This window comes from Oscillibacter valericigenes (assembly GCF_016902445.1).
Classification (GTDB): domain Bacteria; phylum Bacillota; class Clostridia; order Oscillospirales; family Oscillospiraceae; genus Oscillibacter; species Oscillibacter avistercoris.
On the sequence record NZ_JACSNX010000005.1, the window covers coordinates 98,390 to 119,742 of the forward strand.

The 21,353-nt window shown below is 58.0% G+C and carries 22 protein-coding genes and 1 tRNA gene; 13 read left to right on the forward strand and 10 right to left on the reverse strand.

The genetic code is table 11. From position 1 onward, the window contains the following. Positions 1-167: 167 nt before the first annotated feature. Positions 168-545 carry a rhodanese-like domain-containing protein gene (locus H9X91_RS05835; protein ID WP_204803487.1) on the forward strand — a complete coding sequence of 126 codons (378 nt, stop codon included), beginning with the start codon at positions 168-170 and terminating at the stop codon, positions 543-545. Between the two features lie 118 nt (positions 546-663). Here H9X91_RS05835 and H9X91_RS05840 read toward each other — a convergent pair whose 3' ends face one another. Next, a complete protein-coding gene (locus tag H9X91_RS05840) occupies positions 664-1,641 on the reverse strand; it encodes a DUF6076 domain-containing protein (RefSeq protein WP_204803490.1) in 978 nt (325 codons plus the stop codon). Between the two features lie 515 nt (positions 1,642-2,156). Here H9X91_RS05840 and H9X91_RS05845 point away from each other — a divergent pair. From H9X91_RS05845 to H9X91_RS05890, 10 genes are all read left to right on the forward strand, one after another. Then, positions 2,157-2,366, forward strand: a complete 210-nt coding sequence (locus tag H9X91_RS05845; RefSeq protein ID WP_204803493.1) for a helix-turn-helix domain-containing protein — start codon at positions 2,157-2,159, stop codon at positions 2,364-2,366. Continuing rightward, positions 2,363-2,803, forward strand: coding sequence for a helix-turn-helix domain-containing protein (locus tag H9X91_RS05850; RefSeq protein WP_204803495.1), 441 nt, complete (start codon positions 2,363-2,365; stop codon positions 2,801-2,803). Before H9X91_RS05845 ends, H9X91_RS05850 begins: the two co-directional genes overlap by 4 nt. Then, positions 2,797-3,168, forward strand: a complete 372-nt coding sequence (locus tag H9X91_RS05855) for a hypothetical protein (RefSeq protein WP_204803498.1) — start codon at positions 2,797-2,799, stop codon at positions 3,166-3,168. Before H9X91_RS05850 ends, H9X91_RS05855 begins: the two co-directional genes overlap by 7 nt. 350 nt (positions 3,169-3,518) lie before the next feature. Then, positions 3,519-3,926 (forward strand): hypothetical protein, encoded by a 408-nt coding sequence (locus tag H9X91_RS05860; RefSeq protein WP_204803500.1) that lies wholly within the window; start codon positions 3,519-3,521, stop codon positions 3,924-3,926. Further along, on the forward strand, positions 3,926-5,731 hold the full coding sequence (mobP3, locus tag H9X91_RS05865; RefSeq protein ID WP_204803502.1) for a MobP3 family relaxase: 1,806 nt from the start codon (positions 3,926-3,928) through the stop codon (positions 5,729-5,731). Before H9X91_RS05860 ends, mobP3 begins: the two co-directional genes overlap by 1 nt. An 87-nt stretch (positions 5,732-5,818) precedes the next feature. Beyond that, entirely contained in the window at positions 5,819-6,073 is a 255-nt protein-coding gene (locus tag H9X91_RS05870; RefSeq protein WP_195560455.1) for a type II toxin-antitoxin system prevent-host-death family antitoxin, read from the forward strand. Beyond that, positions 6,066-6,401: a type II toxin-antitoxin system RelE/ParE family toxin gene (locus H9X91_RS05875; RefSeq protein WP_204803505.1), complete on the forward strand. Its 336-nt coding sequence runs from the start codon at positions 6,066-6,068 to the stop codon at positions 6,399-6,401. Before H9X91_RS05870 ends, H9X91_RS05875 begins: the two co-directional genes overlap by 8 nt. 216 nt (positions 6,402-6,617) lie before the next feature. Beyond that, positions 6,618-6,920 (forward strand): DUF6809 family protein, encoded by a 303-nt coding sequence (locus H9X91_RS05880; protein ID WP_009260453.1) that lies wholly within the window; start codon positions 6,618-6,620, stop codon positions 6,918-6,920. A 3-nt stretch (positions 6,921-6,923) separates the two neighbouring features. Next, positions 6,924-8,132: a tyrosine-type recombinase/integrase gene (locus H9X91_RS05885; protein WP_204803508.1), complete on the forward strand. Its 1,209-nt coding sequence runs from the start codon at positions 6,924-6,926 to the stop codon at positions 8,130-8,132. Further along, a complete protein-coding gene (locus tag H9X91_RS05890) occupies positions 8,125-9,705 on the forward strand; it encodes a tyrosine-type recombinase/integrase (RefSeq protein WP_204803510.1) in 1,581 nt (526 codons plus the stop codon). Before H9X91_RS05885 ends, H9X91_RS05890 begins: the two co-directional genes overlap by 8 nt. Positions 9,706-9,771: 66 nt before the next feature. Here H9X91_RS05890 and H9X91_RS05895 read toward each other — a convergent pair whose 3' ends face one another. Continuing rightward, positions 9,772-11,073, reverse strand: coding sequence for an ATP-binding protein (locus H9X91_RS05895; protein ID WP_204803512.1), 1,302 nt, complete (start codon positions 11,071-11,073; stop codon positions 9,772-9,774). A 101-nt stretch (positions 11,074-11,174) separates the two neighbouring features. Between H9X91_RS05895 and H9X91_RS05900 the strand changes: the two genes are divergently transcribed. Then, positions 11,175-11,318, forward strand: a complete 144-nt coding sequence (locus tag H9X91_RS05900) for a hypothetical protein (RefSeq protein WP_172724577.1) — start codon at positions 11,175-11,177, stop codon at positions 11,316-11,318. 174 nt (positions 11,319-11,492) lie between these two features. On the opposite strand, the gene H9X91_RS05905 is transcribed toward H9X91_RS05900, so the two are convergent. The 6 genes from H9X91_RS05905 to H9X91_RS05930 form a co-directional block, all read right to left on the reverse strand. After that, entirely contained in the window at positions 11,493-13,463 is a 1,971-nt protein-coding gene (locus H9X91_RS05905) for an oleate hydratase (RefSeq protein WP_204803513.1), read from the reverse strand. Between the two features lie 149 nt (positions 13,464-13,612). Beyond that, positions 13,613-14,173 carry a TetR/AcrR family transcriptional regulator gene (locus H9X91_RS05910; RefSeq protein ID WP_195560467.1) on the reverse strand — a complete coding sequence of 187 codons (561 nt, stop codon included), beginning with the start codon at positions 14,171-14,173 and terminating at the stop codon, positions 13,613-13,615. Between the two features lies 1 nt (position 14,174). Further along, entirely contained in the window at positions 14,175-14,747 is a 573-nt protein-coding gene (locus H9X91_RS05915) for an SGNH/GDSL hydrolase family protein (RefSeq protein ID WP_204803514.1), read from the reverse strand. Positions 14,748-15,204: 457 nt separating this feature from the next. Continuing rightward, the gene (locus H9X91_RS05920; RefSeq protein ID WP_204803515.1) at positions 15,205-16,116 is read right to left on the reverse strand and encodes a radical SAM mobile pair protein B; all 912 of its coding nucleotides are present in this window, start codon (positions 16,114-16,116) and stop codon (positions 15,205-15,207) included. Continuing rightward, positions 16,104-16,793 carry a radical SAM mobile pair protein A gene (locus tag H9X91_RS05925; RefSeq protein ID WP_204803516.1) on the reverse strand — a complete coding sequence of 230 codons (690 nt, stop codon included), beginning with the start codon at positions 16,791-16,793 and terminating at the stop codon, positions 16,104-16,106. The genes H9X91_RS05920 and H9X91_RS05925 overlap by 13 nt, the downstream gene beginning before the upstream one ends. 28 nt (positions 16,794-16,821) lie before the next feature. Further along, complete coding sequence (locus tag H9X91_RS05930; RefSeq protein ID WP_204803517.1) at positions 16,822-17,325, reverse strand: flavin reductase family protein; 504 nt, start codon at positions 17,323-17,325, stop codon at positions 16,822-16,824. A gap of 150 nt (positions 17,326-17,475) precedes the next feature. Between H9X91_RS05930 and H9X91_RS05935 the strand changes: the two genes are divergently transcribed. Further along, positions 17,476-17,829, forward strand: coding sequence for a winged helix-turn-helix transcriptional regulator (locus H9X91_RS05935; protein ID WP_022190734.1), 354 nt, complete (start codon positions 17,476-17,478; stop codon positions 17,827-17,829). A 476-nt stretch (positions 17,830-18,305) separates the two neighbouring features. Here H9X91_RS05935 and H9X91_RS05940 read toward each other — a convergent pair. Beyond that, positions 18,306-18,381: transfer RNA gene (locus tag H9X91_RS05940), tRNA-Pro, on the reverse strand. A 503-nt stretch (positions 18,382-18,884) separates the two neighbouring features. Continuing rightward, positions 18,885-21,347 (reverse strand): ATP-dependent Clp protease ATP-binding subunit, encoded by a 2,463-nt coding sequence (locus H9X91_RS05945; protein WP_204803518.1) that lies wholly within the window; start codon positions 21,345-21,347, stop codon positions 18,885-18,887. Positions 21,348-21,353: the final 6 nt, after the last annotated feature.

Genomic DNA, 21,353 nt, shown 5'->3' on the forward strand with positions numbered 1-21,353 from the left:
AAGGGCCGTTGGTTGATGTGTACGCAGGGGCTCTTGTCAGATGCATAGTTGTTGCTATATTGCTGGAAGAGATTGCAAAATGGGACATCCCCCCTGGCCTATGATGGCGTACACTTCACAGAGCAGGGGCACAGAACCTTTGCCGCCGGACTTCTGGAGAAACTCAGATGAAACGAATCCTGCCTATACTCTTATCTCTTCTGCTGTTGACTGGGTGCAGTGGAAACTCTGCGGATGGCTACCAGCAGATCACCCAGGAGGAGGCCAAAGAGATGATGGACACCCAGGAAGTCATCATCCTGGATGTGCGGGAGCAGGACGAGTACGACAGCGGCCACATCCCCGGCGCAGTGTTGTTGCCAGTGGGAAGCATCGACGAAGACACCGCCACCGAGGTGATCCCCGAAAAGGATTCCACCGTTCTGGTCTACTGCCGCAGTGGGAACCGCAGCAAGACGGCATCCTCTGCTCTGGCAGAACTGGGCTACACCAACATCTACGAATTCGGCGGCATCAGCACCTGGCCCTATGAGACGGAGTCATAGACTCGGAAATAGAGAGTCTAAGCACATATGACCCCATCAAAAACTGCATCGCCGAGTCAAAGAATACAAGGGACTGGCCTCCGGCCAGTCCCTTTCTCCGTTTTGAAACAGGCCGCTATCAGAGCGGCACCTTTGCGTTCTTCAGCCAATCCTGGAACTCCTCCAGGGTGATGACCTCCCGGTCGCATTTCTTTTTCATCTCTCTGGCCTGTTCGCTCCAGGCGTAGAACTGCTCGTCGGTGATACGGCCGGCCTTGATCCAGGCAAAGCGTTTCTTGTACTCCTTGCGGTAGGCCTTGAACACCGGATCGTCAGACTGTTTCTTGGTCCACTGCTGGAAGGCCCCGGCCTCCCGGCAGGTCTGCTGGCCGGAGGCCACCGGGCGCTCGCAGTACTCCGCGCTGACCCGGCCGGTCTGGGGGAACCACCGTCCGCAGTTCTTGCACCGCCGGACAGTGATCCCGCGCTCCACGCAGCTGCGCAGGGAGTAGTCGATCATGTCCGGAATGTGGAGGGGATACAGGACCGGCGAGCACCGGCCCGGTTCCACCGGCTCAAAGCTGAGGGGGATGGGCCGGAAGGAGAACAGAGACGGGTCCTTGGGGGCATCGTAGAGATAGTGTGCCGATGCCTGCTGCTGGGGATCCCGCCCCGCCTTGTCCACATCCAGAACGAGATCAAAGAAACGCTGTACCTGCTGCTGATAAAGCGGGAGCTGTTCCGGGATGCCCTGCAGCTCCTCCAGCATCTGCTGATCCTCCCTGCTCCCCCGGTCCTGGGTGATCCCCATGCGTCCAAACCGCTCAAACCAGCGCACATACAGAAGATTCAGGTAGATGTGCCGGCTCCCAAGGTCACCCAGGTCCATCAAGGTACGGACCCCAGCCTCTTTATCATCCCGGTCGATCAGAAGGGACCAGTCCTCATAAGCCCGCCGCAGCAGGGGCTCCATCTCCTTACAGTCGGTCTCCAGAAAAGACAGCAGGCTCTCCAGGAACGGGAGCTCCCGATAGGTCGAGGGTACGCCCTGGATCCCGTGGCTATCGAATTGGAAAACCTCTTTTTTCTCAGAGAAGTACATCTTGGCATACCACATGTCGGCGCCCTCCAAAATAGACAATCGTAAAAAATTTATAAAATAGTCTTGACAAGGGGGTAGGTTCACATGCTACAATACTCTCACGGGGAACTGTCAAAATAATCTTACAATAGTCTAACACCCGCAAATCCGATTGTCAACGGGGAATTGGTCCCCAACATTCGGAACGGCACCTTGAAAAATGAATACCCATCACCAGAGACGATACTCTCCGGGGAAGCAGCGCCAGGACATTGTCGCAGAGCACCGACAATTGAGCGTACCAAGGGGAAGAAAACGCTGTGTTGGTCAAACAAGGCCGCAGGGCAGGAACCGGTATGGTGCATGGCCAAACCCTGAAACCCAGAAAAGAAAAAGACAGACCCTGTAAAAAAACCGCTGAACTGCTGCAACAGTTCAGCGGCCTGCCGCGTTTCGGAAAACACAGCCTGATCTGTGTCCCAGTTTAACAGAGAGACCTCCGAAACGCAAGAATTTTTTCTCTGAATTTGAAACACCGGAGGTACTGAGCATTGAAACTGTCTGTCTACAAATCCTACGACGACCTGCCCCTGTTCCTCAACGCCAAGATGGTAGCGCAGGTACTGGGCGTGTCCATCTCCACCGCCTACGAGCTGCTCAACGAACCCGGCTTCCCCACGCTGCGTGTGGGGAGCCGCATAGTGGTCCCGAAAGAGAGGTTCATCCGGTGGGCGGAGGGACAGTCGGGAGGTGCGAAATGAGAAAACAGCACTGGCCCAAGCGGGACCCTATCAAGAACTACTTCCCCCTCCCCAACGAGATCTTCTCCCTGGGACTGTCTGCCGGGGCGATCGCAGTCTACGGATTTCTCCTCCATCGGGAGGACCGAAAGACCTACCAGTGCGTGGCCAGCTACCGGACCATCGGAGAGGCGGTGGGGATGAGCGTCAACACAGTACGCAAGTATGTGGCCGAGCTGGAGGATCGTGGCCTGGTCCGGACGGAGCGCACCACCGTCACCACCCGGGACGGCCGCACCCTCAACGGCTGTCTGCGTTACTACATCCTGCCCATCCAGATGTCCATCGAACAGTTCTATGAGCGGCAGCTCCACGCGGCTGACCTGGCACTGGAACGGCAGAGAGCGGAACAGCGCATGGCGGCGCTGAAGAGAAAGGAGTGTGCATCCGGATGCTGATGCAGATGATCGACTGCGTGATTGAGCAGAACCCGTCTCTGTCAGCACGGCGCACCATAGACATGCGGCGGTACATCGTCAACCGGTGGAACAGTACGCATGAGGAGTCTACCGACGAAGATGCGGTAGCCCTGTTCCTCTGCGATGAGAGCCGTGGAAACCTGACAGATGAACAAAGAATATTTGCGAAGGAGTGCCGTGAAGAGATAACGGCCTGCTATCGAAATACGGTGTTCCAGATGTTTCAGTGCGGCGAGATGATGCGCCGGCATCTGGTGTCCGGACCGGAGGAATACTGCCGGATTTTTCTGCCGCAGTACGCCGTTCCCTGCAGCAAGCAGCTCTCCCCGTGTAACGGCCTGTGAGCCGCTGTGTGCCTCGATTTCGGGAGGGACAGAGACCCTGCCCCTCCCGGCGGTTTCGGGGCGGATTTGGCCCGTTGTTCCACCGCTGTGGAGGGGGCCTATCCGGGGAATTTGCCGCCCCGTAACTGATTTACGGAGGACGAAAGGAAAAGCAGGAGAAAGCCTTGGCGCTTTTATGGCGCCTGGGCAGTCACTTCCGCCCGCAGTGCGGGCGGTTTCCGGGGACGGGGGCTGACGCTTTTCCGGGTCGCCAAAACTGCGATTGACGCTATTTTCGGAAAAACCGGCGAATATCCCCGCCGTTGAGGGATACTCGCTGACGCTACGATAGAGTTTGGAGGGATTTGACAATGGATGAAAATAGACACAGACACACCGTTTGGATAGATGACGATGTGTGGGATCAGGTGGAGTCACACTACCAGAAGGACAACTGTGCGAAAAGAAACGAATTTATCGCAAAGGCCATTCGGTTCTACTCCGGCTACCTGGATACGGAATCTGCCGATGCTTACCTGCCCCGGGTCCTGGCCGATGTGCTGGAGGGCAAGCTGGGGGCCCTGGGAAACCGGATGGGACACCTGCTGTTCAAGCTGTCGGTAGATCAAAACCTCATGGGGAATATCCTGGCTGCCGACATAGAGATCGACCCGGATGAGCTGCGGAAAGCTCGCGTCCGCTGTGTCAAAGAGGTCAAGGAGACCAACGGTGAGATCAGCTTCGAAGACACGGTTCGTTACCAAAAGGGGGCTGAGTAATGCCGGGACTGATCCAGAAGTCAGGCTACATCAAGCCGGGAAACGGCGGCGGACACTATGCCGAGTACATCGCCACCCGGGAGGGTGTGGAGCTGATCGAGGCTCCATCCCCCTCCCACGACGGCGGCGGCTACCTGGAGTATATGGCCCAGCGCCCTCGCTCCCACGGCCTGTTCTCCGCTGACGGTCCCGCCGATCTGGAGAAAACCATGGAGGAGATCAACGGGCATACCGGGCCGGTGTGGACCTTCGTCTACTCTTTGAAGCGGGAGGATGCCCACAGGCTGGGCTACGAGAACAGTGAGAGTTGGCGCAGATTATTGCTGGCTCATCAAACAGAATTGGCGACAGCGATGAGAATTCCGCCAAGCAGTTTTCGTTGGTGTGCCGCCTTCCACGATGAAAAACACCACCCACACATCCACATGATGGTCTGGTCGGCAGACCCCAAGCAGGGGTATCTCACAGAAAAGGGCATCGAAAAGATGCGCTCCCAGCTGTCCAATGAGATCTTCCGGGACGAGCTGCTGTCTCTCTACCAGAAGAAAGATCTATCCTACAGCCAAGTGCGGGACGCGGCAACGGAGGCCATGGGGCGGCTCATCCGGGAGATGGAGACAGGTCTGTGTCACAGCCCTATCATCATGGAGCAGATGGAGACGCTGGCCGGGATGCTGGAGGACCACAAGGGCAAAAAGGTCTACGGCTACCTGAAAAAACCGGCAAAGGCGCAGGTGGACGCCATCGTGGATGAACTGGCCAAGGTCCCGGAGGTGGCAGAGTGCTACGAACAGTGGAACCGGCTCCGGGACGAACTGGAGCGTTACTATAAAGACTCCCCCAGAGAGCACCTGCCCCTCTCCCAACAGAAGGAGTTCAAAGCCATCAAGAACATGGTCATCCGGGAGGCGGAGCGGCTCCGGCTGGGTACGTTTACCTTTGAGGATGCCCGCATGAGAGACGAAGTGGATGAGGACCAGGATGCGGTGTACTTCGCCTGGGACTCCGACTGGCAGATGGCCGAAATCTACCAGAGTGCCAAGGAAGTGCTGGAGGAGTACGAAAATCCAGAGGAGGAAAAAGCGGAGCAGGTGCGGGTGCTGGAGCAGCTCTGGCAGAGAGGTTTCACCCTGGCCGCCTATCAGCTGGGCAAGTGCTGGCGGGACGGGCGGGGCGTTCTCCCCGATGATGAGCAGGCGGAACTGTGGTTCCGGCGGGCGGCGGACGCGGGATATGACTTTGCTCAGTACGCACTGGGAAAGTTCCTGCAAAGCCAAAAGAGAACGGATGAGGCGGTATCCTGGTATGGAAAAGCGGCGGCGCAGGGGAACTCCTGCGCCGCCTACCGCCTGGGAAAACTGTATCTGGAAGGAAAAGATGTCCCGAAAGACGTGCCCAAAGCGGTAGACTACCTGACGTTCTCCGCCGAACAGGGCAACCAGTACGCCCAGTACGCTCTGGGAAAGCTGTACCTCACCGGACAGGATGTCAAACAGGACCGGGAGCGGGCCTGGGCGTATTTCTATGAATCGGCGGAACAGGGAAATGAGTACGCCGACTTCTTTCTGGAACACTTCGACCAGGCGGGCAGGCCCAATGTGTTCCTGGCGGCCACCCGGCTGCTCCACCATCTGAGTCAGATCTTTCGTGACAACTCGGTGCCGCCCGCCGCCCCGGTGGGACAGCGGGTGGACCGAAAGCTGCGGCGGAAAATCCAGAAAAAGAAGATCGCCATGGGTCACAAGCCGGATGACCATGAGGAAGCTCCCCGGCAGGATATGGGCGGCATGACCATGGGGTGGTAGCAATCACCAACGAAACCGCAGTAAAAAATGCCGTTGAATTTTACAGCAGATCGAGGTATACTAAGGGCAAGAAAGGGGCTGAATACCATGCCGAACATCAAACCCATCTCCGATCTGCGTAATTACACGGAGGTCCTGCGTGACGTGGCAGTGGGCGCACCGGTTTTTCTGACGAAGAATGGCCGGGGCCGCTACGCCATCGTGGACATGCAGGACTATGAGCGGACACAGGCCACCCTCCGGCTGATGAACGAGCTGGCCAAGGGCCGCAAGTCCGGGGAAGAGAAGGGCTGGTTGACGCTGGAGGCCGTAGAGGAACATCTCGGAATCGCAGATGAATAACCTGCATTTATCCGACGAGGCGCAGGCTGATTTGGCCGGGATCAAGTCCTATATCGCAAAGAATTTGGAAAATCCCAGCGTAGCGATCTCCACGGTACGGAACATCACAAAGGACATCCGCAGATTGCGGGAGCACAGTCTGATTGGCGCGTCCCTGTCCTCGATTGCCGATGTCGAGAGTGACTATCGTTTCCTGGTGACCGGCAGTTACCTCACTTTTTACCGAGTTCTTGACAACGATGTCTATGTGGATCGTGTGCTCTACGGCCGCCGGGATTATCTTCGCATCCTCTTTGGAGATGTGCAGGACGACGAAACAAACGAATAGAGACAATCTTCTCCATAGGGAGAAACGATTTGTCACCGGAACCGTCTGCAGAGATGCAGGCGGTTTTTTCTATGGCAGGCATATCAAAATCTGGACCGCAATACAAAGATAAAATCCTGCCCGCAGATGATAACTTTCTGAAAATAGTTGCGGTTGGGGGTGGCTATTTGGAGAAAGTTCGGGTATTGTGTGTTGCTGGCAAAGGAGGCGGCACACATGCGAGACACACTGGAAAATCTATACTTTGGAAATATCACCCCCAACGATCAGATCGTCAAATCGGGGACTGCCCTGAAAAAGGCTATGGAACAGTCAGCAGAGTGCGAGGAGAAACTCACCGCCCTGCTGGAGGACAAAGAAAAAGCGCTGCTGCTCCGGCTCATCAACGCAGAGAATGAGATCGGCAGCACCATGGCCCTGGAGAACTTCATCCTGGGTTTCCGGCTGGGAGTGCGCATGATCCTGGAGGCCCTGGACGAGGATGACGGCAGTCTGCTCGACCCAAACAAGGAGGGATAGCCTATGGCAAAACGCAGGCCGTCCGGCGACGGCATGGTACGGAAGCGGGAGGACGGCCGCTGGGAGGGCCGCATCGTGGTGGGCCACAAGCAAAACGGCGAGCCCATCTTCCGGTATGTCCTGGCCAAAACCCAGAAGGAACTGCTGGACAAGCTCCACCGGGACCTGGAGGCCTTTCAGGACGTGGAGCTCACCGAGGACAGCCGCATGACCCTGGGGGAGTGGCTGGACCGGTGGATGGAGGACTACGGCGCGGCCACCCTGCGGCCCAACACCCTGCGCAGCTACGAGCAGTTCATCCGGTGCTACATCAAGCCCTATCTGGGGGATAAAATCGTCTCCCGGGTGACCCGCATGGACATCCAGAAGCTGTACCGAAAACTGAAACACGAGGGCCGTGTCCGCGAGCACCCGGAACACGGGCATGAGCTGTCGGACACCATGGTGCTCCGCATCCACGCCATGCTCCACCGGTGCCTGAAGGACGCGGAGGCGGCCCATGTGATCGCCCGGAACCCCACCGATGGAGCTGCGGTGCCCAAGGCCAACCATCGTCCCAAGCAGATCCTCACGAAGGAGCAGATGGAGACATTTCTGGCTGCAGTGGAGCGCAACGAGATCTGGCGGGATTTCTTCTACACGGAGCTGACCACCGGCCTGCGCCGGGGCGAGATCTGCGGCCTCATGTGGCAGGACTTCGATGAGAAGGCCGGGACGCTGAAGATTCTTCGGTCCGTGAATGTCCCCAAGGCCGGAGAGCTGGAGATCGGTGAGACAAAGACCAGCCAGGGCCGGCGGACCATCCGCCTGCCGCCCAGCACCGTCCAGCGTCTGCGGGAGCGGAAACAGCACACCGTCAGCCAGTGGATCTTCCCGGAACCTCTGGCTCCGGAGAAACCGGTGCGCCCCAGCGCCGCCTACTACTGGATGAAACGAATTTTGAGAGAGGCGGGGCTGCCTGCGATCAGGTTCCACGATTTAAGGCATACCTTTGCCACCCATGCCCTCACCAGCGGCGTGGACGCCAAGACCCTGTCCGGCATTCTGGGCCACACCAACGCCAGCTTCACCCTGGACACCTACACCCATGTGACGCCGGACATGCAGCAGGAGGCCAGCCACATCGTGGGCGGCTTTCTGGAAGATCTCCTGGGGGAAGACCTGAAACCGTGGCAGAGAGGCAGGCCGGAGGGAGGTGCACGCCATGGCTAAGCGGCGGAAAAAGGGCGAGGGCTCCGTCCGCCAGCGGAAAGATGGCCGCTGGGAGGGCCGGGTGGTCATCGGCTACGACGAGAAGGGCCTGCCCAGAACAAAGAACGTCCTGGCTAAGACGAAACGGGAGTGCCAGGAGAAGCTGAAGCAGCTCCGGGAGACGGTGACCGGCTCCAAGACGGAGAAGGTCCGGTCGGAGATGCCCTTTGGAGAGTGGCTGGACTTCTGGTACCAGAACTATGTGAAGCCCCAGATCCGCCCCACCACCCAGGCTAACTACGAGGCGAAGATCTATCAGCACATCATCCCGGAGCTGGGGAAGATCCCCCTGAACCAGCTGGCCCAGAAGGACCTCCAGCAGTTCTATGCCCGGATGAAAACGGGCGGGCGGCTCATCCGCACAGAGCAGTTCGGCAAGGGCCTCTCCGACTCCATGGTGCGCGGCCTCCACGCCGCCTGCCGGTCCGCTCTGGAGAAGGCCGTGCAGGAGGATCTGATCCGCACCAACCCGGCGGTGGGCTGCAAGCTGCCGCCCAAGCGGGGCCGGGAGATGCAGGTGCTGGGCCGGGAGGAGCTCCAGCGGTTCCTCATCCAGGCCCAGGCAGACGGTTATTTCGAACTGTTTCTTCTGGACTTATGTACCGGCCTGCGGCGGGGCGAACTGCTGGCCCTCCAGTGGGACGACCTGGACTTCAAGACCGGGACCCTGACCGTGAACAAGCAGGTCTACGAGGTGAAGGGGCGGCTCCAGGTGAGCGTTCCAAAGACCCGCGCCTCCATCCGCAGGCTGGTCCTGCCGTCCGGCGTGGTGGAGGTGCTGCGGGCGTATCGGGAGACGGTGGACTCCCGGTGGATGTTTCCCTCGCCGGTCAAAGAGGACATGCCCATGACACCGGGAGCGGTGCGCCGGCGGCTCCAGATCATTCTGGAGCGGGCCGGGTGTAAGAGAATCAGATTTCATGATTTACGGCATACTTTTGCCACATTATCCCTGGAAAACGGCATGGATGTGAAGACCCTCTCCGCCATGCTGGGCCATGTGTCTGCGGCCACTACCCTGGACATCTACACCCACGTCACCGGGGATATGCAGACCGAGGCGGCGGCCAAGATCGACCGGGGGCTGGGCAACGAGGTGCGGGAGGAATCCGTTCAGGCAGAGCAAAACCCGGCCGCAGACTTCCAGCCGGTGCTGAGAAAGACCCGGAAGCCCGGAACCGGGTGCATCACACAGATCAACGACCACCTGTTTGAGGGCCGCTACTCCCCCACCTGGCCGGACGGCACCAAGCACTCCAAATGCGTCTACGCCCACACCCGGGAGGAGTGCGAGGCAAAGCTAAGGGTGCTGATCCAGCAGATGAACAAAGAGCGGCAGGCCCTGCGGGACCAAGCACGGGGCATCACTCCGCCGGATAAGCTCACCAAGATCCAGAAGAAAATCTGGACGTACATGAAATTCCACCCGGAGGTGACCAGCTTCCGAGCCATCGCCAGAGGCGCCGGAGTGACCCGACACACGGCGGCGAAATGGTATGAGATGATGCGGGGGATGCTGGGGCGGGCGGCGTAAAATGTGGAAGAGGCTGGCATCACACTTTGATACCAGCCTCTTCCTGTGATCCAGATGATCCGCTGCTCAGACCAATGTATCGTCCAGCAGGAAGTCCAAGACTCCAATATTCAGAACGCCGTTGTCATCGTACCAACGTTTCCGGATGTCGTGCCGGACGATGATCTTCGGAAAAGAGTCCCCCGTCAGGGAGAGCGGTTTGTTTTCCGTGACAGACTGTTCCTCCGTCCCAAGAGCGTAGGCGGACTGGATATAAGTCTTTTTTCCGCCGGAAGCAGCAATGAAGTCGATCTCCCGTGCTACCGGGGTCAGTTTTCCTTTGGCGTTTCGCTCATTGCTGTACACGATCCCAATGTCCACTGCGCACTCCCGCACCATCAGCTCATTGAAAAGGATGTTCTCCATGATGTGGGTCATCTCCTGCTGGCGGAAGCCGATGCGGGTATTCCGCAGGCCGATGTCCTCACAGTAATATTTGTTGGGGTAATCGAAATAGCTTTTCCCCTTGACATCCCAGCGCTTGCACTCAGTAAAAAGGAATGCGTCTGCCAAATGATCCATATACGCTTTCACAGTGTTGAGGGAAACCGTATTCTCGCCGCTCCGCTTCTGCTTGGAGTTGATGGTGTCCGTCACCCTGGTGGGGTTGGTCAGTGATCCCACTGAGGAGCAGAGCAGGTCCAGAATATCCGAGAGCACATCCTCCCGTTTGACCTTCTTGCGCTCCACAATGTCCTTCAAATAAACTTCGGAGAACAGCGAACTCAGGTACTGCATTTTCGCCGCGTCAGTGGGGCGGGACAAGATCAGCGGCATTCCGCCGTAGAAGGCGTAATTTTCAAATGCGTCCTCCTTGTCCCCGCCCACAGCGGAGTAATACTCCGCAAAGCTGAGCGGATGCACCCGGATCTCGTCGCTGCGCCCCCGGAACTCGGTGAGGATATCTGAGGAGAGCATCCAGGAGTTGCTTCCGGTCACATAGATGTCCAGATTGGACAGGGACTTCAAATCGTTGAGCGTATCGTAGAAGGTGATCTTCTTCCCGTCCGGGTTATAGGGATTCGGCACTTCGTCCGACATCTGGATCTCGTCTACGAAAAGATAGAATTGCTCCCTCTGATTTTCAACGATCTCCCGGACACGATTTGCAAGCTCCAGCGGGTTCCGATACCGGATATCACGGGTCAGATCCAACTCAAAGGAGAGAATGTGATCTGCCGGAACGCCCTCCCCCAGCAGATAAGTGCGGAACAGATTGCGGAGGAGGTAGGACTTTCCGCAGCGGCGGATGCCGGTGATGACCTTCACTTGTCCATCCCACATGAAGGATATGAGCTTGTTCAGATAGCGGTCCCGTTTGATCTCCATAGCGCCACACCTCACTGAAAACTTTACAGATTTATCATACTACTTTTCAATGAAAATTATACAACTGCTTGCGCGCTGTGGCAAGTGATTTGTGCGGAGGTTTGCAATTTGGGACGTACATGAAGTTCCACCCCGACGTGACCAGCTTCCGGGCCATCGCCCGAGGCGCCGGGGTGACAAGGCACACAGCGGCCAAGTGGTATGAGATGATGCGGGGGATACTGGGGGTGGGGAATCTGAAATAGAGGAGGATCGTATCATAACTCGATACGATCCTCTTTCATTTGTCATTATATCAATGTTTTCAATCTCATGACGGGCGATAATCTTTGAGAAGGAGGCCCCGGTTAGGGATGAAAGTATTCTGGGTAACGGTCGTCTCCTCGGTTTTCAGGACGCAGAATGGCAGAACCCAACGGTCACATGCCGTCCCGAAGCACGTCCTGATCCCGCAGGACCTTTTCGATGACGGTCCCCCGGACCGCCTTCAGCAGGGGCTTTTTCAGCAGCTCCAGAGGACCGGGCAACGAGACCTCCAGCGGGGACCTGCCGTCCATCAGGCAGACGGTGCTGTGCAGCAGCTCCCGGATGTCGTACACGCTGCCCCACACCTCGGGCACCCCCCGGTCCACCCCCAGCAGGCCGTAGACGGCCTCCATGGCGGTGCGCACGGAGTACTCGGTGGTGAACACGGTGTCCCGGGGGGTGTCGGCGAACTGGCCCAGGAAGGCGAAGTTCACGCAGCCGTCGGGGATCACATCGGGCCGGTCTCCCCTGGTCCGGGGCATGAAAAAGGCGGTGATGTAGGGCATCATGGTGGGCACGCACACGGCGCTGTGGGCAGCCAGGTCCGGGATCTGCTCCACCGGCACGCCGATGTGGTAGAGCCACTCCTGGGTGATCTCCTTTCCGGTACACTCCTTCATGGGCTTTTTCACATAGTCGCCGGGTACGTCGGTAAAGAGGCCGTACACCCAGACGCACACCTTCTCCGGCTCCTGCTCCTTGAACTGCCCCTGGCGGTTGATGGTCCAGCTCAGCAGCCACTTGGAGTCCTGACAGCTGACGATACCGCCGGTGACCACCTTCCCGGTGCGGGGGTCCCGCTTGCAGATGTTGGTGATATAGGGGAGGATCTTGTCGTCCAAAGTGGTGATGGTGGCCGACTCCCAGTTGGTCTTGGAGATGTCGGAGCAGAACTTCTCCGGCCGTCCAAAGGCGGAATCCTGCTTGGCGATGTTCTTCCACAAGCTCCAGCAGCCGCTGGTGCGCACCTCCGCGTCCCCGTTGGGGGCGTGGTCCTGGTCGCCGTAGATGGTCCCCTCGGTGCAGGAGCCGTTGGTGACAAACACCAGGTCGTTCTCCGTGAGGACAATGCCCTGCTCCGCGCCGTTGACCCGGCACTCGATGGCGGTGGCCGTCTTTCTGCCGTCCCGGATGTCGAAGATCACGTTGGTGACCTCGGTGCCGAAACGGAAGTCCACCCCGGCCTCCTCCAGGTACTTCTGCATGGGCAGGATCAGGGACTCGTACTGGTTGTATCGGGTGAACTTCAGGGCGCTGAAGTCGGGGAGCCCTGCGATGTGGTGAATGAAGCGCTGGAAGTAGAGCTTCATCTCCAGGGCGCTGTGCCAGTTCTCAAAGGCGAACATGGTCCGCCAGTACAGCCAGAAGGTGGAGGAGAACACCTCGTCGTCAAAGACGTCCTCGATGGTCTTGTCGTACAGGTCCTCGTCCGGGGTCATGAAGAGCTTCATGATCTCCATGCAGCCCTTCTGGCTCAGGTTGAACTTCCCGTCGGTGCGGGCGTCCCGGCCCCGGTCCACCGTTGCCCGGCACAGGGAGTAGTTGGGGTCGTGCTTGTTGAGCCAGTAGAACTCATCCAACACCGAGGCCCCCGGCTTCTCCAAAGAGGGGATGGAGCGGAACAGGTCCCACAGGCACTCGAAGTGGTCCTCCATCTCCCGGCCGCCCCGCATCACATAGCCCCGGCTGGGGTCGAAGATGCCGTCGCAGGCACCGCCGGCCACGTCCATGGCCTCCAGGATGTGGATGTGGTCCCCGGGCATCTGCCCGTCCCGCACCAGGAAGCAGGCCGCCGCCAGGGCCGCCAGGCCGCTGCCCACAATGTAGGCGCTCTTGTTCTCCACGCCCTCCGGCTTCTCCGGCCGGGCAAAGGCCTCATAGTTGCCGTTGGTATAATAGATGCCCTTGCGGTTTTTCTCATGTTTCCCCAGCTCCGTATTCCGATAGGAGGCCGAAGCGCAGGTTTCAGGCCCGGACTTCTCCACCGCCTTTTGGCCGCCCGCCCCCTTCTTTGCCAGGACTACCGCCGCGCCCGCTCCAGCTACAGCCGCCGCTGCAGTCAGTGCTCCCAATTTCTTATCCATGTCAGATACCGCCTTTCCGATCCTGCCGCTTCTGCGGGCCGGATTCATTTTGATGGCTTGATTTTACTCCCTGCAAAGCATTTCTTCTATTTACAATCCGGGCCCGATGATCAAAAACTAATCATCGGGCCCGGATTGTAAAGCGGCTCTTATTCTGTTTCCGAAAAATTTCGGATGGCGTTGGCGATACTGCCCCGCATGGCGGCGCTGATCTTTCCCGTCAACACCTGGGGATCGTCGGTCATTCCTTGGCGAATCCAGTCCAGCATAACCCCTACAAAACTGTACTTGTAAAATTCCGCAATAAAGGACTTATCCTCCTCAGAGATGGCCGTCCCCCGGCTCTGCTCTTCCACCACGCCCCGGATCAGGCCATAGGTCAGCTGGTAGAGGAACCGCTCCATCTGCTCCCGGCTGATACAGCGGTAGGCGTTGAGGATGAAGGGCTTGTTTTCCAGCACCGCCTCAAAGATCTGCAAAAGCCCCTCCTGCCAGGTCTCGTAGGTCTTCTTCCCCTGGAGGGCCTTGGACGCGTCCTCGATGCAGGCCCACTCCACCAGGTCGTAGATGTCCTGGAAGTGGTAGTAGAAGGCCATGCGGCTGATGCCGCAGTCCTCGGTGATGTCCCGGATGGTAATCTTGTCCAGGGGCTTTTTCAGCAGCATATGCTTCAGGGATTCCTCCAGAGCCTGCTTTGTGGTGTTTGGCATATTACTGCGCCTCCTTTTCGTGCTGCCGGATCACTGCCGCAATGGTCTCCGCCGCAATATGAGAGCCCAGCTCACTGGGGTGGACGCCGTCAGTGGCGTAGAGATTCTGGGTGTCGGACAACTCATAAAACCGCCGGCCCACATCGGCGATCAGGGCGTTATTTTCCTGTGCCGCCCTGTGGTAAGCCTCGGACAGCTTCTGGGCCATCTCGTCGTAATCCCAGCCCTTGCCCGTCAGCTTGGCTCCGCCCCTCTGATAGGCCCATGTAGCAAACAAAATGGGGACCGCTCCGTTTGCCCGGATCTGCCGGCAAAGCCGCTCCACGCTGGAGAAGAAGCTCCTCGGGGCGGTGATAGGGCCGTGGCTCATCTCCTGGAGCACCACATAGTCCCACTTCTCCTTTTGGAGCGCCGCCTGGGTCTGACTGCCCAGCTTGGTGCTGGGGTTCAGCTGTTCCGACAGCCGCGCCCCGCCCCGGGTGTGGTGGACCACCTCCGCTCCGGTCAGGTTGGCCAGCATCTGAGGCATATGATTGGTGGAGATAAAGCTGTTGCCCAGCATGAGGATTCGCATGGCACTGCTCCTTACTCGTTTTTTTCACTGTTTTCCACTGCCATTATACACGGCTCCGCTGAGAGGAACAAGGCTGGGAGGCGCAGACTGGCCCATCAGATTTTGCGACGCAAGAAACAAAGATAAGACTACGGCCGCGTGAACTGATCGTGAATAGGTGGTCATGACCCCATATTTCAAAAAGTGTGCAGTTTTCCTTTGCCTCTTTTTTGAATAAATAATGGTGATTGATGGCCCAAAAATTCCTTTACGGAGAAAATGCAAAACAAATCAGCAGAAGTGCTTTGCCCACATTTGAGACTCTATTTATATAAAACGCCAGATAAATTATTGCCTGAAAAGTTATAAAAACCGCCTCAAAACCGATGTTTTGAGGCGGTTTTTGGCAAATGACCCTAATTGTGATACAAATGAACCCCCTTTGGGCGTCAGGGGGTTCACTTTGCGCCAAGGGGGTTCACCGATTCCTGAGGCCGGTGTTCTCCGAGCCGCGCACTTCCTCGTGATAAAAATAATCCACAATGACCGGATGCCCCGGCTCCGCCCGGCCGTAGGGCAGTTCGTTGTCCACAAAGGGACAACCATATTCTCTCGCGAGGCGCTCCGCCTGCTCTTCCAGGCCACGGAAGTAGATTCTGTCTCCCTTGTTGTAGATGGCGTCGTACAGCGGCATGAGGTCAGGGTATTTCTCCTGAATATAGTCCAAGATGTCTTTTTTGAAGCCGCCCCGCAGGTTCAGATTTTCCAGCCAAACCAAGTCGCACTGGTCTTTCACCCGGTGGAAGATGGCCTCAAAATCCGTGATGCCAGGAAAAACCGGAGCGATAAAGCAGACGGTGCGGATGCCTGCGTCATAGACCTGTTTCATGGCGTTCAACCGCCGCTTAATGCTGACGGCATTGTCCATATCGTTTTTGAAACCCTCATCCAGTGTGTTGATCGACCAGGAGACGGTGACCTTTCCCATCTCTTTCAGCAAGTCGATGTCCCGCACCACCAGGTCGGATTTGGTACAGATCAGAATCTCCGCGCCGCTTCCTTTCAGTTGCTCCAACAGCCTGCGGGTATTGCCGAACTGCTCCTCCTGAGGCAGGTATCCGTCTGTCACCGAGCCGATGACCACACGCTGCCCGGCATACTTCCGGGGATTTTTAATGGCAGGCCAGTGTTTCACATCCAGAAAGGTGCCCCATGGTTCGGTATGCCCGGTAAATCGCTTCATAAACGAGGCGTAGCAGTACTTACAGCCGTGGGTGCAGCCTACATAGGGGTTCATCGAGTACCCGCCTACCGGCAGGGTGGATTTGGTCATGATGTTTTTCGTCTCCACATCTCGGATCAAGATGCCGCTGTTGTTCACTTCTGCCATGTTTTCTGTTCCTCCAATACCCGGCAGAAGGCCGGGGGCAGCTCCTGTACCATCTGTTCCTCGCCTATGATGGAAAGCAGATCCTCTTTCATGAATACGGGGATACCCAGTGCATGGGCCTGGTGGGTCAGGTTCCACACCCATTCCGGCTTTGATACGGCTTTGCCTTTCCTGTGTCCGGTCTCGGTACCGATGACGATCCAATCAATCCCGGCGAGATCCACCATGCCAATATCATCAAACATGGGTTCAAAGGTTACATGGTAACGTCCACCGCTGATGTGCTCCCGCAAAGTCTGGATGCGGCCTTTCTCCCTGCTGGAGGTGACCGTCACGCCAAACCAGGCATTGTCTAATAGGGTGGAAAAGACGATGTCCTCCGGCCTCTTGGTCAAGAACAGATACTGGTGCTGTGGGTTTTCAGCCATTTTGGAAAATACCTGATCCCGCCACTCTGTCTGCCAGTGGGCAAAATCGCTCATGCCGGTGAGCAGGAAATTTTGAGGACGCTTCTTCTCCATCAGCCGCAACTTACCTGGGAAGAACTCCGGTTTTTCAAAGTCATCGATCATGTGGAACCGACGGACATTGTTTCTGGCGTAGCAGTAGCTGCAGCCAATGGGACAGCCAATCACCAAATTCATGTTCTGAATACAGTCCTTGATGCAGACGGCCACCGCAGACGCCTCCTTCCTGCTTTAAGATTCAGCCTTCTGTCGCAGGCGCAACCTTTCCAAAGCCGTTCCAGGCATACAGGCCCTTCTTGTCCTCATCGCCCAGGAACTTGTCCACCTGGCAGATGTGCAGGATGTGGTCGCCCACCTCCACGGACTGCTGCAGGGTCGCCGCCATAGCCAGCCGGGTGTCCGCTGGAATCTGAATGTCGCTGCCGTCCACCGACTTCATTTCGATGTGATTTTCGGCCACCTTGTTTAACTTGGCGCCGGTGGAGGTGCCGCAGGCCATCACTGCGCCAGCCAGACTTTCACCGGGGACCGTGACGATGACTTTTCCAGTCTCCCGCACACGCTTGCCGGTGTGGGACTGCTTTCCGGCGGCGAATCCCACCATCGGCGGGTTGAAAGAGAGATAGGAGACAAAGCAGATGGGGGCCAGGTTGGTGGTGCCATCTTCATTCAAAGAACAGATCAAAGTCAGCGGATTGGGGGAAGAATAGACAGTGGCCTCCATAATGTTCAGTTCTCTCATCGTGTTTCATCCTTTCAGAGTGATTTGGAGATTGACATATCCAGCTTCTACTGGTACAATTATTATACTTGATTGTCATAATAAATCAAGTACGCAAATTGTTTGTACCTGGTATCAAAAACAATACCTGTCTAAAGTGGGGAATCAACAATGACTTACGAGGAATTCAAAGAAAAGGTAAGCGACGTCATTCTTACGGAGAGTGGCAATTGCCCTGTTATGCCGGTGGTGCAGATGCTGCAGGGTAAGTGGAAGCTCCAGATCCTCTATGAGCTGTGCATCAAGTCTCCCATGCGGTTTGGCGAACTCAAAAAGCTGCTCAAGCCCATCACCAATACGGCGCTAACCAATGCGCTCAAAGAATTGGAAAAGGATGAACTGGTGCAGCGCATTCAATATAATGAGATGCCGCTGCGGGTGGAGTATTCCCTCACAGAGAAAGGGCAGGACTTATTGCCAGTGTTTTATGCTATTTCACAGTGGGGGATGAAATACATTCCATAATAGTAAAGGGGACGGAAACCTTCCGCCCCCTTTTTTAATAAAATTGATTCTTATTCAAGCATCTCATGCCCCGTCTGGAATTTGAATGTAAGCCGCCCATCCCGGTGGACGGTGACAATGTCGATGACCGTGAGCCAAAGCCGGTCATCAAACTCCGTGAGGGACTCTCCGTATTCTCAAGAACTTATCTCTTGCATTCGATCTCCTCGAGGACTGTGGAAGGACTTATCGCAAGGCGAACGACAACATTAAAAAGCTCATGTGCCAGGCTATATTTAATAGAATCTGGATACACGAGGATGGAACAGTAACCACAGAATTTACGGATATCTATAAGAATATCGTCGGCCCTATTGAGAGAGATTTGATCAATCAGAACATAAAATCAGCGTCTGCCGAAACAGACGCTGATTTTATCGACAAGTTACTCAAATCCTACTCAAATTTTTTTGGGCAGGGTTTGAATAACGAACTTTTGGTCCGAGTGGGGAGACTCGAACTCCCGGCATCTTGCTCCCAAAGCAAGCGCGCTACCAACTGCGCTACACCCGGTTATGAAATTTTCCAACTGTGGTCAAATATGGGGTCAGCGCCGGTTTTTGACCAGTTCCCGGCGAGGGGTAAAACTCCGTCGGCCTTAGCGTCCCAGAGCTTTCCGGGATTTTGGAGAAGTGTGGCTCGAACTCCGGCCTCACGCTCCCAAAGCAAGCGCGCTACCAACTGCGCTACACCCGGTTATAAAGTTTTCTGATTGTGGTCAAATATGGGGTCAGCGCCGGTTTTTGACCTCTTTTTCTAATGAGAAGTATCCTGCTTCTGATAGTGTCCCAGCGGGTTGAGGGGTTGCGTTTTTCACATCATGGATGAGAACCGCGCGCTCCCAAACGGGCCGGGTACTGCTGGGCGAGGTCTCCCCTGCTCTCTGCCGACTGGCGGAAGTGTCTTGTTCTATTTTACCGGTTTCCCGCGCAAAGTCAAGTCTATTCCTGCGGCTTTCTTTGCCCCTTTGGAAAAAACCGGCCGGAGGCGGGGCCTCCGGCCGGTTCGGTATCGGGTCATTTCGTGACGCAGAGGTGGTCATCCTCCACCGTCAGCCTGGCGGTGTCGCCGGCCTTCAGGGTGCCGTCCAGCATCTTCTCCGCCACGGCGTCCTCCACCTTGCTCTGGATGGCCCGGCGCAGAGGACGGGCGCCGTACTTGGGGTCAAAACCCTCCTTGGCCAGCTCCGCCAGCGCCTCGTCGCTGGCGTCCAGGTGGATGCCCATGGTCTCCATCCGGGCGGACACCGTCTTCAGCATCCGGCGGGCCACCTCGCGGATGTCCTCCTCGCTGAGCGGGCGGAACACGATGATGTCGTCGATCCGGTTCAGGAACTCGGGGCGGAAGGTCTGGCGCAGCTCTGCCATCACCTGCTCCCGGGCGGACTGGAACTTCTTCTCGGCGTCCGGGTCGGACTCCCGCTCCTCGGCGGAGAAGCCCAGCTTGCCGCCCATGGCCGTCAGGCTCCGGGCGCCGATGTTGCTGGTCATGACGATGACGGTGTTCTTGAAGTCCACCGTCCGGCCCTGGGAGTCGGTGATCCGGCCGTCGTCCAGGATCTGTAGCAGGATGTTCCACACGTCCTCGTGGGCCTTCTCGATCTCGTCGAACAGCACCACGGAGTAGGGCTTGCGCCGCACCTTCTCCGTCAGCTGGCCGCCCTCATCGTGGCCTACATAGCCCGGCGGGGAGCCGATCAGGCGGGACACCGTGTGCCGCTCCATGTACTCGGACATATCGATGCGGATCATGGCGTTCTCATCGCCGAACATGGCCTCGGCCAGGGACTTGCACAGCTCTGTCTTGCCCACGCCCGTGGGGCCCAGGAACAGGAAGGAGCCGATGGGGCGCTTGGGGTCCTTCAATCCCACACGGCCCCGGCGGATGGCCCGGGCCACGGCCTTCACGGCCTCGTCCTGGCCCACCACCCGCTCATGCAGGGTGTCCTCCATGTGCAGCAGTCGGGTGCCCTCGTCCTCCGTCAGACGGGTGACGGGGATGCCGGTCCAGCCGGCCACCACGGCGGCGATGTCGTCGGCCGTCACCGGGCGGTGCTGGGTGTTGTTCCTGCGGCGCTTCTCCCGCTCCATGTCCACCTGCTCCTGATAGTCCTTCTCGATGTCCCGGAGCTTGGCGGCAGTCTCATAGTCCTGCTTCTCGATGGCGGCCTCCTTGTCCTTGGCCAGAGCGGCGATCTTCTCCTCCAGGCTCTTCAGCTCGGGCGAGATCTCCTCCGTCTCCATCCGCACCCGGCTGGCGGCCTCGTCCATCAGGTCGATGGCCTTGTCCGGCAGGAAGCGGTCGTTGATATACCGGGCGGACAGCTTCACGGCGGCCTCCAGGGCCTCGTCGGTGATCTGCAGGTTGTGGTGCTTCTCGTACTTCTCCCGCAGGCCCTTCAGGATCTCCAGGGACGCCTCCTGGCTGGGCTCACCCACCTGCACCGGCTGGAACCGGCGCTCCAGGGCGGCGTCCTTCTCGATATACTTCCGATACTCGTTCAGCGTGGTGGCGCCGATCACCTGGATCTCGCCCCGGCCCAGGGCCGGCTTGATGATGTTGGCGGCGTCCACGGCGCCCTCGGCGCTGCCGGCGCCCACGATGGTGTGGAGCTCATCGATGAACAGGATCACGTCGCCGGACTTCTTGATCTCCTCCATCAGCTTCTTGATCCGCTCCTCGAACTCGCCCCGGTACTTGGTGCCGGCCACCATGCCGGAGAGGTCCAGGGACAGCAGGCGCTTGTCCAGCAGATCCTCCGGCACATCGCCCAGGACGATCTTCCGGGCCAGCCCCTCGGCGATGGCGGTCTTGCCCACGCCGGGCTCGCCGATCAGGCAGGGGTTGTTCTTGGTGCGGCGGGACAGGATCTGGATGACCCGCTGGATCTCCTCGTCCCGGCCGATGACCGGGTCCAGCCTGCCGGCCCGGGCATCGGCGGTCAGGTCCCGGGTGAACTCCTTCAGGGTCTTGTTTCTGCCGCTGTTGTCCTCCTTGGCGGAGGCAGCGCCGGACCGGCCGCCGGCGGCCTGGCTCCGGGGCGTCTCATTGAGTTTCCGCATCAGGGCCGTGTACAGCTGCCGGGCGTCCACGCCGGCAGTGCGCAGAATGCGGACGGCCATGTTGTTGCCCTCCCGCAGGATGCCTGCCAGCAGATGTTCCGTGCCCACGTAATTGTAGCCGCCCCGCATGGAGTCCTCCATGGCCAGCTCCACCACCCGCTTGGCACGGGGCGTGAGGCCCTGGGCTGGATTGCCGCCGGGGAGCCCCGCGCCTACGCTGCGCTTGATGATCTCCACGATCATGTCGTCAGTGAGGCCCGCCTCCGTCAGAACGGTGTGGGCCACGCCTTCCTCTTCCCGGATCAGGCCCAGCAGCAGGTGCTCCGTGCCCACGTAGCCGTGGCCCAGCTCACCGGCTGCCTCCTGAGAGAGCCGCAGGGCCTCTTCCGCCCTGGGCGAGAATTTGTTTTCATTCATATGCTT